Origin of the sequence: Okeania sp. SIO2C2 (assembly GCF_010692625.1) — a bacterium.
GTDB classification, from domain to species: domain Bacteria; phylum Cyanobacteriota; class Cyanobacteriia; order Cyanobacteriales; family Microcoleaceae; genus Okeania; species Okeania hirsuta.
This window is the reverse complement of record NZ_JAAHGM010000017.1, coordinates 75439-93936: the sequence shown is the minus strand read 5'-3', so window position 1 is coordinate 93936 and position 18498 is coordinate 75439. Positions and strand designations below refer to the sequence as shown.

The 18498-nt window shown below is 34.6% G+C and carries 12 protein-coding genes; 2 read left to right on the top strand and 10 right to left on the bottom strand.

The annotated features are described in order from the left end of the window. Nucleotides 1-134 precede the first annotated feature (134 nt). Together F6K18_RS16375 and F6K18_RS16370 are read right to left on the bottom strand one after the other, a co-directional pair. A complete protein-coding gene (locus tag F6K18_RS16375; RefSeq protein WP_287522248.1) occupies nt 135-1238 on the bottom strand; it encodes a hypothetical protein in 1104 nt (367 codons plus the stop codon). Nucleotides 1239-2151: 913 nt separating this feature from the next. Then, nucleotides 2152-3435, bottom strand: coding sequence for an SPFH domain-containing protein (locus F6K18_RS16370; RefSeq protein ID WP_287522246.1), 1284 nt, complete (start codon nt 3433-3435; stop codon nt 2152-2154). A 401-nt stretch (nt 3436-3836) separates the two neighbouring features. Between F6K18_RS16370 and F6K18_RS16365 the strand changes: the two genes are divergently transcribed. Beyond that, complete coding sequence (locus F6K18_RS16365; protein WP_287522244.1) at nt 3837-5594, top strand: VWA domain-containing protein; 1758 nt, start codon at nt 3837-3839, stop codon at nt 5592-5594. 646 nt (nt 5595-6240) lie between these two features. Here the strand turns inward: F6K18_RS16365 and F6K18_RS16360 are convergent. The 6 genes from F6K18_RS16360 to metK form a co-directional block, all read right to left on the bottom strand. Further along, complete coding sequence (locus F6K18_RS16360; protein WP_287522243.1) at nt 6241-6888, bottom strand: hypothetical protein; 648 nt, start codon at nt 6886-6888, stop codon at nt 6241-6243. Continuing rightward, entirely contained in the window at nt 6864-7592 is a 729-nt protein-coding gene (locus F6K18_RS16355; protein ID WP_287522242.1) for a DNA sulfur modification protein DndB, read from the bottom strand. The genes F6K18_RS16360 and F6K18_RS16355 overlap by 25 nt, the downstream gene beginning before the upstream one ends. Then, nucleotides 7558-9726 (bottom strand): PAS domain S-box protein, encoded by a 2169-nt coding sequence (locus F6K18_RS16350; RefSeq protein ID WP_287522241.1) that lies wholly within the window; start codon nt 9724-9726, stop codon nt 7558-7560. Before F6K18_RS16350 ends, F6K18_RS16355 begins: the two co-directional genes overlap by 35 nt. Nucleotides 9727-10551: 825 nt before the next feature. After that, the gene (locus F6K18_RS16345) at nt 10552-11757 is read right to left on the bottom strand and encodes an AAA family ATPase (protein ID WP_287522240.1); all 1206 of its coding nucleotides are present in this window, start codon (nt 11755-11757) and stop codon (nt 10552-10554) included. A gap of 616 nt (nt 11758-12373) precedes the next feature. Next, the gene (locus F6K18_RS16340) at nt 12374-12934 is read right to left on the bottom strand and encodes an RNA 2'-phosphotransferase (protein ID WP_287522239.1); all 561 of its coding nucleotides are present in this window, start codon (nt 12932-12934) and stop codon (nt 12374-12376) included. 816 nt (nt 12935-13750) lie between these two features. After that, nucleotides 13751-15010 carry a methionine adenosyltransferase gene (metK, locus tag F6K18_RS16335; protein ID WP_287522238.1) on the bottom strand — a complete coding sequence of 420 codons (1260 nt, stop codon included), beginning with the start codon at nt 15008-15010 and terminating at the stop codon, nt 13751-13753. Between the two features lie 766 nt (nt 15011-15776). On the opposite strand from metK, the gene F6K18_RS16330 reads away from it, so the two are divergent. After that, entirely contained in the window at nt 15777-15986 is a 210-nt protein-coding gene (locus F6K18_RS16330) for a transposase (protein WP_287522237.1), read from the top strand. A gap of 50 nt (nt 15987-16036) precedes the next feature. On the opposite strand, the gene F6K18_RS16325 is transcribed toward F6K18_RS16330, so the two are convergent. After that, nucleotides 16037-16771: an HAD family hydrolase gene (locus F6K18_RS16325; RefSeq protein WP_287522236.1), complete on the bottom strand. Its 735-nt coding sequence runs from the start codon at nt 16769-16771 to the stop codon at nt 16037-16039. Between the two features lie 166 nt (nt 16772-16937). Further along, nucleotides 16938-18143 carry a 30S ribosomal protein S1 gene (locus tag F6K18_RS16320; protein WP_287522235.1) on the bottom strand — a complete coding sequence of 402 codons (1206 nt, stop codon included), beginning with the start codon at nt 18141-18143 and terminating at the stop codon, nt 16938-16940. Between the last annotated feature and the right edge of the window lie 355 nt (nt 18144-18498).

Below are 18498 nucleotides of genomic sequence, written 5' to 3'. Positions count from 1 at the left end.
ATAAACAGATTGAACTTGCTAATACTTAGTTTCTCTCAATACTACTGTCCTTAAAAGTTGTGATGATGATGAAGATTTCACCTTAGAAAGATAGTGATGGTCTAACACTATACTTGACTCCCATTCAAAAAGTACTAATTAAATTTTATTACTAAAGTAATAACTATAGCTACCATAGCTAAAGCAAATAAAATAGTAAAAGTTATTTTTAAGATACTGTAAGGGCGATCGCCTTGAACTTCTCCAGTACAAGCATTAACCATTACTTGATAAGTTTTATTTTGATATCTATATGCTGTTAAATAAACAGGAAGCAATATGTGTTTAAAAGTAATTGCACTATAGGAAGTAGATGAATGATTAATATTTTGTTCATCTCCTCCAATATCCCGACGAATATCAGACCTAATTTTTACATCCATAACTCTTTTAGCTTCTTCAAAACCATCTTTAAGAGAAACTTGAGGTTTTTGTGCTTCAAAACCTGCTAAAAATGATGATTCGTAGGGGCGAAGAGATTTGTTTAAATGCCAAGGTTCAAGGGCATCCAAACGTTTTTTATCGACTGAGAAAGTAGCACTAATTAAAATATCATCAAAAAAACGACTTACTTGTCCTGATGCACTATACCACATTGTATGACGAACTGTACGAGTTTTTGTTTCTTGATTTTCTGTATAGGTTTCAGTAGTGTAATAATAAACCCCTCTTTGCCCACGATAATTAGTAGCAGTATAAGCATCATAAGTCCAAAAAGGCAGATAAATTCCTTTTATTTTCTCCATTTGAGCTAATTTTTTTAAAGCATTAGGAGCAAACCATAGTTTATTAATCCATGATTGCACTTCTTCTCTAGCTTTTTTACGTCCAATGGTAAAAGGAATTAATCCTTCTGGTAAAATAGTGGGGTCTGAACTGGTAGGAGATGCAACTATATTTGAGCCACAAAAAGCACATTCTCCAGCTATTTGTGGTGGTTCAAATTCAACAGTTGCACCACAATTATTACAACTAACTTCTAAGGCTATTTCTGATAGAGTAGCTAATTTAGCATTACTTTGATTAAGATATTGTTCATAAGACTGTTCTTGAATTTGTTCGTCACTATCAGGGATAACATCTTCCCAGCCACAATATTCACATTTTAATTGAGCAACTTCGGGATTAAAACTAACTTTTGCTCCACAACTAGGACAAGGAAAGCGTTTAATTGATGAGGAACTATTACTTTGATTCATCTGTAATTTTTTTAGTTAGTATTTAGTTCTTGATTAATTTTATCGGGAAGATTTATTCGTAAAAACTTTGTTCTTCCGGCATTATAAACTTTAACAAACACGTAAGCATTCAGCGGTCAGCTATCAGCTATCAGCTTTATTATCTTTAGTGGACAATTTAAGCTCTTTATTCTTGTGCTTCAATTCTTTGTTTAAAAATGTAGTAGAAGTTAAGCAAGTCCTTGCTTCATTCATTTTGATTGCTGTTTGCGCAGCATTCCGTAGGAATAGCTAACCGCTAATAGCTGAATGCTTACACAAACACAAAGTTTAATGTATTGAAATGAACAGATTTTTAGGCGTTGCTGAATGGAGGTATGAAACTTTTGAAAGTGAAGATTCAAGGTTGATAATACTAAGGTCTAAATAGGGCTTGATGATTAAATATCAAAGCATTTATATATAAAGGTTTTAGCCTTTTTTACTCTGGAAAAATTACCTAGTTTTGAGCTGCTTTATGCTCAAAAAGTCAGCATTTTGGGCAGGAGAGTAGCCTAAAAATCACTCCCCTACTCCCCTACTCCCCTACTCCCCTACTCCCCTACTCCCCTACTGCTTAAAAAAGACTTTTTCAGCAAACCCTAAATATTGTCACTATTGGGAAATAAAAAAACTCTTTTAACTACTAGCTACTGACTACTAAAAAATCATATAATCATTGAGCAACGCCAATTTTTAAGTTTTTTTTGTTTTTTTACCGAATAAATAATTAAGGTTTCAAGTCTCTCCTTTAAAGGAAAGACTTGAAAAAGTTTTCCCTACCGCGTCAATCCTTTTCTTTTCAAGGAGAGGTAATTGTTAATTATGAATTATTAATTATTAATTGTTAATTGTTGAACCTACTTTTTCTATGTCAACAGATAATTAAAAAAACTTACATTAATGGAGGAGGAGGTGGTGGTGTAGAATTTAATAAGAAGGCTAATTCTATCACTTCTGAAGCTTTTTTCCAACCTTCCATACCATTAGTCCAAACATGGGTCTCTCTTGTTAAACCCTGTTGTGATAACTGCTCTTGACTCAAAGGACCAATTTTCTCTCCATTAAGATACATATACCATTGTTTTTCCATACTAGGTGGTGGTGGTGGTGCAGCAGGAAATAGAAAAGTTAATTCAGGTATTTCTGAAGCAGCTTTCCAAGCATCCATTCCTGCTTTCCAAACTTGAGTTTGAGGGGTTAAACCTTGCTGTGATAATTGATTAATAGAAAAAGGACCTAATTGTTGATTATTCTGATAAAGATACCATTGACCTTGAGATGGTGGTGGTGGTGTCATAGGTAACTGTTGTTGAGGTGATGATTGAAATTGCATTCCATTCATCATTTGATTAGCTATTGCCATACCCATACCTAATTCCATTCCAGCATTGCTAGTACCTGGTTTTTGGGCAGATTTTTCAATTGCTTGAGCAGTTTGATATTGAGTATATTGTTGCATATTTCCTAGTAAACCCATAGAAGCTCTCTTATCAAGAGCTGCTTCAACTTCAGCAGGTAAAGAAATATTTTCAATCAGAAGTTGAGTTAACTCAATTCCCACTTGAGCAAAATCTGTTTGAATAGCTTGACGCACTTGCTCTCCTAAAGAACGATAATGAGAAGCTAAATCAAACAAAGGAGTTCGATTTTCTCCTACCCAACTTGCAAAGGAAGTCATAATCATATTACGAAGATGATCGCTAATTTCATCAGTTTGAAAAAGTCCATCCGTACTTACTAATTCTTGTAGTAATTTAGAAGGATCGTTTACCCTAAAACTATAGTTTCCAAAAGCTCTAAGTCGAACTGGTCCTAATTCAGGGTCTCTAATTGTAATGGGATTAGCTGTTCCCCATTTAAAATTAGTAAAAACTTTAGTACTAAAAAAATATACTTCTGCTTTAAAAGGAGAATTAAAACCATATTTCCACCCTTTTAATGTACTAATAATTGGTAAGTTTTGAGTAGAGAGTTCATACATTCCTGGCGAAAAAACATCAGCTATTTTACCTTCATTAACAAATACTGCTACCTGTCCCGGACGCACTGTTAATTTTGCACCCATTTTTATTTCATTTTTATGTCTTTCAAAACGATAAGAAATTGTATTATCGCTGGAATAAAGCCATTCTATAATATCAATAAATTGACTACTAAATTTATCAAAAAATCCCATTTTTTAACTCCTAGATAGTAATTTTTTCAATCTATCTATATTTGATTTTACCTTGGAAATATTTGATTTTTAAGATTTAATAAAAATTAATATTTATTTGAATCTAAAATAGCCCATTTGTACCCAATCTAGATAACTTGTGGTACATAAACAGCTATTCCATCTACTATAGTAAGAAATTTTTCTCAAGTTTCAGGAAAGCGATCGCTCTTTTTTGTAGTTCAGACTAATTTGCTGAAATTACAGCAGTTTTGGAGTTGATGATGTACAAAGTTTTACGAGTTTAGTAAATAGGGAATAGAGATTAGTATTAAACTTTACCTCACTATCCTCAAAAGTGCTGTAAGTAAAAATTTTTAGTCAAATTATTTCAATACTCAATCAATATTAGAGCCAAGAATATGAAGATAAAAAATGTCAAGTTCGACCAATTTAGCCTAATAAAATTATTATTAGGCTTGTTTCCTTTATTAATGTTAATAGCTTGTGGAAGTCAATCAGAAATAACGCAAGAAGCAGTAATTTCATCAGCGCCACCTGCACCTGTACCGCCACCTCCAGCAACTTTAAATACAACTCCTCAAAGCTCAAGATTTTCTCAATTCAGGGAAGGTGCTACTAGAGGAGGAGGTACTAGAGGGCGTCAAAAATCAGCAGATATGGCTCTAACACAAACTGCTCCTAGTTTTTCACAGTTTGAAACGGATTCTACAGTAGAATTAGAATCCTCAAATACAGAAGAATATAACCTCATTAATGACAACCCTTTTAAAATAGTAAAAAATAATCCCCTCTCAACATTTTCGATTGATGTAGATACGGCATCTTATAGTAATTTACGTCGCTTTATTACTGAAGGTAGACTACCACCAAAAGATGCTGTAAGAATTGAGGAATTAATTAATTACTTTACTTACGACTATCCCCAACCAGAGGCTAATCAACCCTTTTATATTACTACAGAAATATCTGATTCTCCTTGGAATTCTCAACAGAAATTAGTTCATATTGGCATTCAAGGCAAAGATATAGTTACAGAAAATTTACCCTCTAGTAATTTAGTATTTCTCTTGGATGTTTCTGGTTCGATGAATACACCGAATAAACTACCCTTAATCAAATCAGCTTTTCAATTATTGGTAGATGAACTAACAGAAAAGGATACTGTTTCAATAGTTGTTTATGCTGGAGCAGCAGGAGTAGTTTTACCTCCGACAAAAGGCAGCGAAAAAGATAAAATTCTCGCAGCAATTAATAATCTAGAAGCTGGAGGTTCCACTGCTGGAGGTGAAGGAATTAAACTTGCTTACGATCTAGCTAAAAGGTTTTATCAATCTTCAGGAAATAATCGAGTTATTCTGGCAACTGATGGAGATTTTAATGTGGGAGTTTCTAGTGATGCTGAGTTGGTAAGAATGATCGAAAATTATCGAGATGAAGGAATTTTTCTGACGGTGCTTGGTTTTGGTACGGGTAATTTTAAAGATGCCAAAATGGAACAGTTGGCTAATAAAGGAAATGGGAATTATGCTTATATTGATAATCTTTTGGAAGCGAAAAAAGTGTTAGTGACTGAGATGGGAGGAACTCTACTAACTATTGCTAAAGATGTGAAAATTCAAGTGGAATTTAATCCAGCAAAAGTACAAGCTTATCGTTTAATTGGTTATGAAAATCGACTGTTACGTTCTCAAGATTTTAATGATGATACAAAGGATGCAGGAGAGTTAGGTGCAGGACATTCGGTTACGGCACTTTATGAAATTGTTCCTGTGGGAGTAGAAAGTAATGTGAAATTGCCAGAAGTTGATGAATTGAGATATCAAGATAATCAAGTTGACCAGGCAGCTTATAATAGTGATGAATTAATGTTGGTTAAGTTGCGTTATAAGGAGCCAAAGGGTACAACTTCTGCGTTGATAAAACAGCCAGTTGTTGATAAGGGAGTGAGTTTATATGATGCTTCAAATGATTTTAAATTTGCGGCTGCTGTGGCTGAGTATGGAATGATTTTGCGAGAGTCTGAATATAAAGGTGATGCTAGTCTTAATGAAGTGTTGAAGTTGGCAAATGAGTCGAAAGGTTTAGATTTAGAAGGTTATCGAGGTGAGTTTATTAATATGGTTGAAAATAGTCAGAAATTGATGGATAAAAAGTAGATGACTGAAATTTCGACATAACTTACCCAATTTTAGATTAGTATACACCAAAATTTGCGACTTTTATCGGTAGTACATCAGAAAAGTGTGGGATAAATAATTATGTCTTTCTAACTCCAAGGAGGGATATAGCTGCTGCTAGGCGGGCCCAACGACCTTTGTGCAGCAGTATTTTCTTTGGGACGGGTGAACCCAAATCCAATTGAAATAGGCGATCACCAACCTATATGAACCATTGGTCCTTTTTGAGAAGCAGCTTTTACCAAACTAACTACTGTATATAGGCCAAATTCACTGTTCGACTAATGCCTCTCAAACTACTGCCCTCAAGTTGAGCTTGTAGAACCATGCGCATCTGTTCAGGTTGAATTTTTCAGAGAATATACACCGTGTCAAAAGTAGAGCGTGTTTGCCCAGCATTCCGCAGTCAAAGTTTGTAGGGCAATCAACAGTATTAAAATAATTCGACAAAAATCGACATACTTATACACAGGACTTACGCACAACCACCATATCTAGTAGGGGCGAATGGCATTCGCCCTCTACAGATAGCGTTTTATCTAAGAATTTGCGTAAGTCCTGATACATTTATTGTGACATAGTGTATATATGTCTAACTTATTAACGGTTTACATTAGCACTGCCTCTATTCCTGGATGTCAATCTCTTTAAGTTTTTTTCTAAACTTCTGGCAGCTTTCGCACTCCCCTTCCCCCCAGACTGTATCACAGTTATTGCAGTGAGCGACTCTATACCCTTCAGGACTAAAACGCCTCCGCTTACACTTTAAGCAGCGACCCTGACCTAATACTTTGTCACATTTAAAACACCATCTGACACGAGGTCTAGATATTCTCACTTTTCCTCGATTCCATGGAAGCAGATATGGTTCATCGCTAAACTTCTCTAATGCCTTTTTTAAAGCCTTGATCACTTGCTGGCGCTTATTTTCTTTTCGTAGAGCAAGTGGTAATCTACTATACCATGTTTGGAGTAGACTGTGATCTGGTTTCTCCTGCCAGTTCGGAGATATTGATATGCGAGAACTTGGGTTGAGTTTTTGAGAGTAGAAATCAAGACAGAGCTGAATCTGGCTGATTGACCAAAATCGGAAGGTAAAACCACAAACGTGAACATAATAAATGAACTCGGGAATGATGGCAGGATCTGGAGAAAACTCAGGAGGAGCTGCATCATCTAACATCGGACAATCAACTAGAAACGAGGGGATCGGGCGACTACTTGGCTTCCATCTTCTATCCTGAACTCTTAGTTCTTTCCAAATCCTTGCCATAGTGTATTGAGAAAATTGATTTCTATAAATACTCTAGCACTAAACTTAGTAATAATTTCTTGCTCGTCAGTTCTAAAATAAACTGCCGTCACCATTATTTTGCAATCATCTTGTATCATTAATTTGACATTTTCATCAGCATAAGAAAATAATCTATGTTGACCATCAATTACAGAAATACTTCCATACTTTTTAGGAATATACAAACAACTATTACCATCTCCATCTTTCATATATTTACATTCTTTAGATAGAATAACCAAAACATTAGATGGGAAAATAAAATCACACTCAGTTAATAAATTTTCTCTTATTTTTTTTAATTTATTGGGATTTAAAGGTCTTTGATAATTATAAGTTGAACTATTCTGTAATGAAGGAAGTTCATCTTGTCTATATACATGAACTATATCTAGTATCTCGTATGGCGATATAGTAAATGTATATAAATCTAATAAAGGAGCATCGTTATCTTCATATTTTTTACTAATTTGCTTATTGGTACTTCTAATTAGTTCATGGTTTTTCTCATAGATTGAAATAGAATTATGTGTCCTATGATTGAGAGAAAATTTATTTAAAAAATAGTTTCTAGTCCATTTTCCTATATTTTTAGAATATTCAGATAATCTAATAAAATCTGATTTATAAAAAATAACTACATCTTCTTTAACTTGAGAGAGAAAACTTAATAGGAATCTCAATTATAAATTCCGAACCTACTCTCGCTTGAGAATTGCAGTACAATTTTCCATGATGTTTTTCAACAATTAATTCTTGAGAAATTGACAAACCTAAACCTATATTTTTTTCCGTATGTTTAGTAGTAAATAGAGGTTCAAATATACGATTAGATATTTCTTCAGTCATGCCATAACCATTATCGGTAATAGCAATCTCTACAAAATTATCTTTTACTTTTGTAGTAATTAAAATCTGTGGTTCAAATGGTTGATGATTGATATTTTTTGTTACTAAATCTTCGTGTTTCTCCTCCAGTGAATCAATAGCATTAGTTAAAATGTGCATAAAGACTTGATTCAATTGTCCAGGATAACATTCTACTTTTGGTAAACTCCCATATTGTTTAATCAAATTAATATCAGGACGACCTCCTTTACCTTGAAACTGATGCTGTAAGATTAGAAGTGTACTGTCTAAACCTTTGTGAATATCTACTGCTTTTATAGATTCTTCTTCTACTGTAGAAAACTGTTTGAGCGAACGTACTACATCTTGAATTCTTTCTGATCCTGCCATAATTGACTCTAATAATTTTGGCAAATCTTCTTGAATAAAATCTAATTCTATATCTTCAATTTCTGACTCAATTTCTGGCAAAAGACGAGGATAATTTTTTTGGTAGATATCTACTAAATACAACAAATCTTTAACATCTTTTATCGCATGAGCAATATTGCCAGAAATAAAATTAACAGGATTATTCACTTCATGGACAATACCTGTAACAAGCTGCCCTAAGAAAGACATTTTTTGCTTTTGAATTAACTGAGTAGTTGTCGAGTTTAGTTTCTGCAAAGTTTGCTCTAATTGATAAGCTTGTTGCCGGAATTTTTCCTGACTATTGCGTAGTGAAGCCTCCATCTCCAAACGTTCTGTAATATCTAAACCGACAAAGACTGCAGATGGTAACGATACTTCATCACGATAATATTTTTGAGCAACTATTAGATAAGTTCTACTATTTCCTCTAACATTAGTTTTTACTTCTTTGGCATAATTCCAATCTGGTTTAGCAAAAAATTCATAAACAAAATCATTAAATTCTGGACTTGTTTGCAAAAATCCTACTTCTTGATTAATAAAAGTTTCTATGGGTAAATTATAAGCATTAGCTAAATGTTGATTAACTCCTATGTATCGCAGGTCTGCATCTACCCATGAAACTAATCCTGGCACAGCATTTAAAACAGCTTGCAATTGTTCCTTAGCTTCTCGTAAATGTAGATTAATATTTCTTTGCTGAGAAATTTTACGCACAAAAACACATTGGTATTCTTTACTCTGAAATTCTAAATAATTAACATTAACTTCTACAGGTAAAATATTGCCTTTTTTTGTCAGAAAATTAGACTCCAATCTCAAAGAACTTTGATTTTTAACTTCTTGCCAATGAGCTTGCCAAACTTCTGCTGATAATTCTAAGTCTATATCGTGAATTGTTAGTTCTAGTAATTCAGATTCCGAGTAGCCAAGAAAATCACATCCCTGTTTATTTGTGTAACATATTTGTCCATCAATTGTTATCCAGAAAATAGCATCAGCAGCATTATCTATTGCTAACTGAGTTAATTCTAATTGTTGTTGAAGTTGTTTGTCTGGTGTTATTTCCTCTATAGATATAATCAGGCCACCAATAACACCTTCATCTGTATGCCAAGATTTGACATTCCATTTTACCCACTGTATAAGTCCATTAGGAGCAGGAAGGGTAATTAGATGTTCTAAATCAAATTTGTCAATCATACCCAGTAGGCATTTTTTAGCTTGTTGATGCCAAGAATCTGGGAGATTAGGAAACAGTTGATAATGATAATTACCAATAATTTCATCAGATTCAACTTGCCAATATTGTAACCACATCCCAGAAGTTGCTAAGTAGCGCATTTCCTTGTCCAGCATTGCTATAGCAACAGGTATGTGTTTGATAAATTGGCATAATTGATGGTGACTTCCATGTATCTCTGGATATTGATGACTCTGGGGAAGGGTTGAATGACCATCATTAGTTGCTTTAGTTGCTTTTGTTGGCCTTTGTTTCATTTTTGAAGTTTCTTCCCTAGTCTGATTTGCTGTTTGTACTGTCAGATTGTACATAATCTCAGTTTGATAAATTAGGGGGTGTTGAATATGATTGGTTTCACCACCTCTACTATCATCTTTTTAAAACTAACTTGTCTATAAATGCAAGTTGTCAAATCTTAATTAATAGTTAATTTTTATATTAAGAATATCTCAGTTGGAGAAGTTAACTATGATTTTTTTTAAATAGAAGAATCAGAAAAATATTTATCAGACTTCTTCATAAATTCAAAAGTTATGAATATGAAATAAGTAAATCAAAAATATAATAACTACTAAATAAAAAAGCAAAAATAACTCTCAAAATAGATTGACTATCAGGATTATTTTCTATTTTCTGTATATTTTTTTTTACTTCAGGAAATTGTCAAAAAAAAGGTAAGCATTCAGCCGTCAGCATTCTGCAGGAAATGCTTACAAAAAAAGTTGATTCAATCTAAAATTCACAAATAGGCCACATCAATTACCTGAATATTAAGTGTATAGATGGTTGAATATAATTTAAGCTACATTTATTGTTTTCGGTAATTTCCCACTAATACATAGTTATTTGTCACTTAATCAAATACAGGTTTGAAATTTTTATACTGAACAATAAATATTGAAATGGACTTTTTCATATATTATTAATTCTTGCCAATAAGCCAATAAAAAAAATCCTATATTTTTTATTATCCAATTTTTATGATTACTTTACCTGTAAACATTTATAAACTCAATTCTAAGTATATTTTCCACTTAGAATTATAATTCTCCTCTTTAAGATATTTTAGCAACCTTTTGTGTAGAAACTAAAGTCTACATCAAAACTTTATAAACCAAACTACATTTTACGCAAATTTACACAAAGCAGTAAGTAAATTCATACATTAAATCTACTCTACCTTTGCGTAAAATAGCTGGATCTAGCCTTTCTTTAGTATTACAGGTCATTAAAACAACTAATTTCTGTTTCAGATAAATCCCTGATTCATCTACGACACTTTGATATAAAGTACCATCTAGCAAACTGAGAATATGTTCTGTTTTATTATTAGTTTGTGCAGCTTGAAGCGAGCGGTCTTGAGCTAAATTATCTGCCTCATTGATAATAATACAAATTTGTTCTAGATATGTTGGTGGTACAAAATTCTCTACTGCATCATGATCTAATATAAAAATTACATATCCTAAAGGAACTAGAACTTCTTTTGCTACTGCTTGAGTCCAAGCTGTTTTACCTGTTCCTGGTTTTCCACTTACTAATACAGCTAATTGATTTTGTTCTAGGATTGCTTGTTGTACTGTATCAGTAAAATTTTGAATATCTTGAGGAAATGTATTGATCAGAAATTGACTTTGAACTTGTCCTATACGACATTGATAACCACTTACCATCACTGCCATATTATAGGTTGATTTTCTTACAAGTGGTGCTATATCTTTAGCAATTAAACTGTAGTAACGTCTACCTTTATCATAAGATTCTATTTGTAACCAACAGGAATATTTTGACCAATAAGCATATACTGTTCCTAAAGTTTCTAGACTTTGCCAACTGATAAATCTTTCTATCGGATAGTAAAAATTTCTTTCCATGAATGACTGGGTAATTATGTCAGGTTTACCCAATAAATCAAGTATTTTAAAAATAGTAATTTCCTGTAGTCTATTGAGTATGTTCTCAATAGCAATAGTGTCTCTAGTAATAGTGCGTATCACAGGTGTTTCTACACTCAATACATCTTGATAACGATAATCTGGAGCTGGAGGTTGAGGAGTTATATAGTCCCAAAACTCATCAAATTCATATCGTGTATTTTCCGAAAAAACATTTAATATATTCGCCCACCAAGGAAATTGATGACGACCCAAAGCATCAGCAAGATCGCTCACTATATCAAGAGTTTTTTGACTGAGTTCCCAAGGATCGTTAGATAATAAGTGCCATAGATATTCCCAATCAAAGTCTCGGTTAAGTGGTCGCCAACCAGCTCCTAATAAACCTTTATTTTGAGGATTATTTTGTTGATAATTTTCTTTGCTGCCGAAATATTCTGTTCCCATATTTTGTCAAAAATCTACTTGAAGAAGGAGTCAGGAGTCAGGAGTCAGGAGAAAAAATTGCTTATGGATTTGCTCCCCCAAACAATTTTGAGCACCGCGGGTGAGGTGTGGGATATTATACCAGTTTGATAAATCTTTGCTACAAATATTTAGGTTACCGCTTAGAAGTCAGGAGACAGAATGAATAGGTTTTATACCATTCTTTATGTAGTAATTTATCTTTATTCGTCCAACAGATATTTTCTATAAATTACTTTAATACTGCTTACTATTTGTAACATTCTTTTTTCACGCATGGTATTAAACCCACAAAAGAAAAGATAAATAAATTCCTTTTGGAAATAGTCTTTATATCATTCAGTATTCAACTTTCATAATTAATTTGATACTTGATTAATGTCAGCATTTCCTGCGGAATGCGGAGCAAACAGCTATTAGCGGTCAGCTCTCAGCAATAAAAATGAATGAAGTAAAAATTAGTTTAACTTATACTACATTTCCCACTCATCAATTGAAGCACAAGAAAGACTTATTTTGAGTTTTTAACCATACAATTTAAGCTAATGAAGCTGATAGCTGAATGCTTAATGCTTAATGCTTAATGCTTAATGATTAATTACTTTGATTCTTTTCTCATTATTTGTAAATACTGTGAGGGAACTTCATCAACTAACCAGACATGATTTGCAGAAAAGTAAAATTTATAATCATCTTTGTACATGGCACTCGCATCTACAGCAAATACTGCTGGTTTTCCTTTTCTTTTCCCAACATTTATAGCAGTATTAATATCTTTTGATAAATGAACATGATGTCGAGACATTTTTTGTAGACCAGTCTGTTTAATCAAGTCAATTAAATGATTTCCTGTGCCATGATAAAGTATATCTGGAGGCTTTATTGTTTCTAGTTGCAAATCAACTGTTAAACTGTGTCCTTGATTAGCACGAATTAAAGTCCTAGTAGAGTCTAAAGAAAAGCGTTTTTTATCATTTTTTTCTACAACCTCATTTAATTCCATCTCAGTTATAGGAAAGTTATGATTTTGAGATTCTTTCAACAGTTCTTCAATAGCAACCCAACCATTGACATCAAGTTTTATTCCTATTTTATCCGGGCTATGTCTCAAAACCCAACTCAGATACTTGCTGATTTTTTCTATATGATAATTATTCATATTATTATTAGACTTCTTGTAGAAGCTAGGGAATAGGGAATAGGAAATAGGGAATAGGGAATAGGGAATAGGGAGATAAAATTGTTGATTTCAGAACTTGAATTAATTTAATTAAAACTTTTGCCACAGGTATATTCTTATAATTCGTTATTTTTTCAAAATTAATATATTTATTTTTGCTTGTTCAACTGAGCAAATTAGGATAGCTTATACTGTCTAGAAAATCAAATACAAAAGTAAAATTAATCCCTTGTAATCCTATTATATTACATTAAAAATACAAAAAGTGTCAAGGATAGGTAAAAATGATGTAATCTTTTTGACTTTGATGAGCTAATACCAATTGGGAAAAAGAATGTTACGGATAATCAAGACAGTAGGGGTTTCCTGGCCATTCACCCCTACTTGACAGGAGATTTTCCTTAGACTAAAAAGATAAATTATGACCTAATAAACTGAATACTAATTATTACAAATTGTTCAAGATGACTCCCGTTATAATCGTTAGCTTTAACGGTGAGATGAATTTTAACCAGAAAAATAATTGAGCAATACGCGCGCAGATTTTTGGTGTTATAATTGTAATCAATAGCCGTGGTGCACACGGTCTGAGAAAAAGCTTGTGGAGATAGTCTGACAGGGGTGCAACTCAATTTGTTTGATTTGTTACCTAGCCCGAGAATCTGTGATACAATAACCTCCCGTTAGAATCGCGAGATTTAACGGTGAGAGTGTCAAAAAACAGCAACCAAAAGAAAGTTCTCTTGGTTGCTCAAAATCAGATATTATTTATAGTTCAAACTCTATAGACACTTATTACACTGTAGAAGCTAACTGTGGACTAAATGCTTCCTTCAGTAACTCTACCTTATCTGTTTGCTCCCAAGGTAAATCTAAATCAGTACGCCCTAAATGACCATAAGCAGCAACATCCTGGTAACAACGACCTCCTCTTTCCGCAGGTAAGTTTCGGAGGTTGAAAGTCTGAATAATTCCTGCTGGACGAAGTTCAAAGTTTTGTTTAACTACCTCTAGTAACTTATCTTCATCTACTTTAGAAGTACCAAAAGTTTCAATCATCATGCTCACAGGTCTTGCTACTCCGATCGCATAACTAATTTGAACTTCACATTTTTCTGCTAGACCTGCTGCGACAATATTTTTTGCTATGTAGCGACAAGCATAAGCTGCGGAACGATCTACTTTTGTAGGATCTTTACCAGAAAAAGCTCCTCCACCATGACGGGAATAGCCACCATAAGTATCAATTATAATTTTACGTCCTGTAAGACCACAATCTCCCTGTGGACCGCCAATCACAAATTTACCAGTGGGGTTGACAAGGAAACGAGTTTGTGAATCTGGCTTAATCTCTATATCTGCAAATATAGGTTCCACAACATACTTCCAGAGGTCTTCTTTAATCTTTGCTTGAATTTCTGATAATTCTGTAATTTCCCCAATTGTAGCGGCGTGTTGGGTAGAAATTAAAATTGTATCAATACCAACAGGACGACCATCTTCGTAAGCAATAGTAACTTGGCTTTTGCCATCTGGCCGTAAATAAGAAAGTTGACCAGTTTTTCTAACTGCCGCTAGTTGACGACAAACGCGGTGCGCCAAACTGATAGGTAAAGGCATTAATTCAGGAGTTTCATTACAGGCGAAACCAAACATCAAACCCTGGTCTCCTGCACCCACTGCATCAAGTTCTTCGTCACTTAACTGCTCGCGAGTTTCTTGGGCCTTGTCTACTCCTTGAGCAATGTCTGCAGATTGCTCATCTAAAGCCACTAATACTGAGCAACTATCTGCAGAAAAACCATTTTCTGCATAAACATAGCCAATATCAGCAATTTTTTTTCTAGCTAATTCTATGTAATTTACTTGTGCCTTAGTGGTAATTTCACCAGTAATTAGGACTAACCCGGTGTTAACTACTACTTCAGCAGCTACACGACTCTGAGGATCTTGGGTCAGTAGAGCATCTATAATTGTGTCAGAAATTTGGTCGCAAATTTTATCTGGATGTCCTTCAGTAACAGACTCAGAAGTGAATAAGTAACGACTAGACAATAGTAGTTCCTCCTATATTTTTCCAGGCATTAGCCGTTCAATCAACTTCAGCTTAGGGGGTTAGGTTGTAAAAAATAACTACTTTCTACTATCTGTGAAGTCGGATGATTTTAAACGGCCTCACCTGAGATTATTTTTACTTGTCAATACATTTTTTTGGCCAGAAGCAGAAAATTCTAAATTACTTTTTACAGTCTCTAAGCTAAAAGTTGTTTTCTACTATAACAGGCGTTGGTTATGCAAATACACAAATAATTAGGGTTTGCCGAAAAAAGCAGAGTGTGGGAAATGTGGGGAGCGTAGGGAGAAAGAGAAAGTAGGAAGAATCATTTTACCTGTATCTTTCTGTGCTTGTCTGCCCAAAGTCCTAACTTTTTGGTCACTCAAGCTGAAAACTTGGCACTTTTTTTAGCTCCAAAAAGGCTAAAACTTTATATATATCAGTGCTTTTAGATTCGGTCGGTAAACCCTAATTAGGGTTTGCGCTCAAAAGTCTTTTTGTGAAGGTAGGGAGTAGGGAGTAGGGAGTAGGGAGTAGGGAGTAGTTAAGAGTCAGGAGGAATGGGAGTTATAGAGGAGGTAGAAGTAACAATTATCTTTTAATTTTTCTGTCCTACTCAACTTTTTCTGCTAACTTTTTGCGCCTTTTTGACCTCAAAGCTGCTACAATTTGGGGACTAAAAATTGCTTTTAGCAATATCAGTCAATGCTTTCATATAATTTCAGCAAACCCTAATTAATCTCGTAGCCAAGTAAATGTCGCGACTTGTATATATTCTTTTTACCTAAGTATTGCTCAGAAATGAACCCAATTGAGCTGGAGTGGAAGCATCTCAAGAAAGATGAATTATCAGGTCAAATGTTTGATGACAAGTTAGATCTTGCTTATGCAGTAATTGACGGTATTCAAGCTAGGGGAGAAAAGGGAAACTACAGTACGGAACGTTTTAAATTTTACTCAAATCAAACTGCTTAAAATTTCTTTACATACTTTGGTTTTTTTTCACCGACTTACTTAATTTCTATTTACAATACTTTGATTTCTTCTAAATGGGCGATCGCTACATCTGCTCCCTGTAAATAGTTAACTTCTGACTTGCCCCAACAAATTCCGATACAACCTGCTGCTCCTGCTTTTTTAGCCATTTCTATATCCATGGGAGAATCTCCCACCATTAACACTTTGTCTGGTGTAACACCTAACTTTTGGCAAGCTTGTAAGAATAGTTCTGGATCTGGTTTACTAGGACCATCATCAACCCCCATTTCTAGTTGGATATAATTGTTAAGTTGATAGTATTTAACAAAATTTTGTACTGCTTTTGTGGAAGCTGCGGATAATATGCCCAGTTTTATACCTTTTTCCCAGAGATACTTCAGCACTTCCATACTTCCTGTAAATATAGGAGAAGGTTCAGATTGTGGCAAGATTTTTTCAGCTTCCTCAAAAGTCTCTTTGGCAATAGCTAGTGACTCTAACCATCCTCGACCTGTTTCAGCAATATAAGCTGCTGCTGCAATTTCATTTTCTCGCCTACTTCCAACTGCCATTAATCCTGTCGGGTTAAGACTTTGTCCATCAATCCCAAAAGACATTAGTAATGGTTCTCCAATTCCTGGTATTTTGGCATCGATGAGGCGAGCTAGCTTTTGTCCTAAATTTCTGAGAAACTCTTGGGAGTTTTCCAAAGTGCCATCTTTATCAAAAATTATTGCTTGAATATCTGGGAATATTACATCTCGGCAGTTAATAGCTACCATTCTTTAAAATAGGGAAAAATATATTTTTAATTATTACTAGAGTTTATTCTGATTAAGAATATCAAGTCAGCAGGATATAGGGAGTAGTTATAAGTTATTTTTGATTTAGTTATTTTCTAACTTATTCTTTTATTTACTCCCTATTCACCTACTAACCTCAATCTACTTATTCTACAGTTGCTGCTGATTTTTCTTCATCTTCTGTTGTTTCTGCTGTCGCTTCAACTTCAGGTGCTTCTGCTGCTTCTGTTGTTTCTGCTGTCGCTTCAACTTCAGGTGCTTCTGTTGTTTCTGCTGTCGCTTCAACTTCAGGTGCTTCTGCTGCTTCTGTTGTTTCTGCTGTCGCTTCAACTTCAGGTGCTTCAGCTGCTTCAACTTCAGGTGCTTCTGTGGTTTCTACTGCTGCTTCAACTTCAGGCGCTTCTGTGGTTTCTACTGTAGCTTCCACTGTTTCTTCAATCGTCTCTCCCCGTTGTGCAGCCAGCATTTTTTCTCTAAACTTAGCCGCCATTTCTTCTGCTTGGTCATATACCAGTTGTGGATTTTTGACCATTGCCCCTGGTTCTGGTTCTAGTTGCTTAGTTGACAGAGATATTCGGCCTCTGTCAGAATCTAGGTCAATAATCATAACTTTTAGTTCATCATTGACTTTTAGTACACTACTAGGAGTTTCAATATGATCGTGAGAAATTTCTGATATGTGCAATAGGCCACTAACACCACCAATATCAATAAAGGCACCATAGGGCTTAATACCACGAACTGCTCCTATAACTACCTCTCCCACTTCTAAACGATTCATCTTCCGCTCAACTAAGGCGCGACGATGACTTAGAACCAAGCGATTACGTTCTTCGTCTACTTCTAAGAATTTCAGAGGCAATTCTTCGTTAAGTAAATCTTCTTTTGGTTTACGCGTACTAATATGTGAACCAGGAATAAATCCACGCAGTCCTTCTATCCTAACTAAAGCACCACCACGGTTTGTTGCAAATACTTGTGAGCGTACTGTTGCATCTTCAGCTTGTAATTGTCGGACCCTTTCCCAGGCCCGCATATATTCTATTCGTCGGATGGATAAAGTTAGCTGTCCATCTTCATTTTCATCTGTTAAGATAAAAAATTCTCTTGTTTCATTTGACTGTATAACTTCTTCAGGGTTTTCGACCCTATTGATTGACATTTCTTGGATAGGGATATAAGCAGCAGTTTTTGCTCCAATATCAATCAATGCTCCTCTTGGTTCTATGCTAAACACTGTTCCTGCTACAATATCTCCAGGACTAAAGTGATAGTCATATTTATCTAATAAAGCTGCAAAATCTTCGTGAGTAAAGCCAACTTCTTTGGCCGGTGTTTTCAAATTTGTCATGCGTTATAGTTTCTTGGGATTTCTCTCCTTAATGTTTTTTACTTGCCTGATTAACACTCTCACTGTTAAATCGCTTGATTATAACGGGAGACTTTTGTGAGTGCTGACGCAACTACGCGTTTTTGGTGCGGAATGCTACGGAAACATATAGCGGAGCTAAACACAAATTCTAGGTCTAGGTAACAAATCAAACAGGTTAAGTTTTACTCATGCTACTACCATCTCCACAAGCTTTCTTGCTCCATCTTTACGGTTAGGAGACTTCAGCGCAGGGGGTGCGCTTTTCTCGGGCGGTGTGCCCGGCCACTATTAACCCTCTACTTCTGATACTGGATTGATTCGCTACCACTCAATT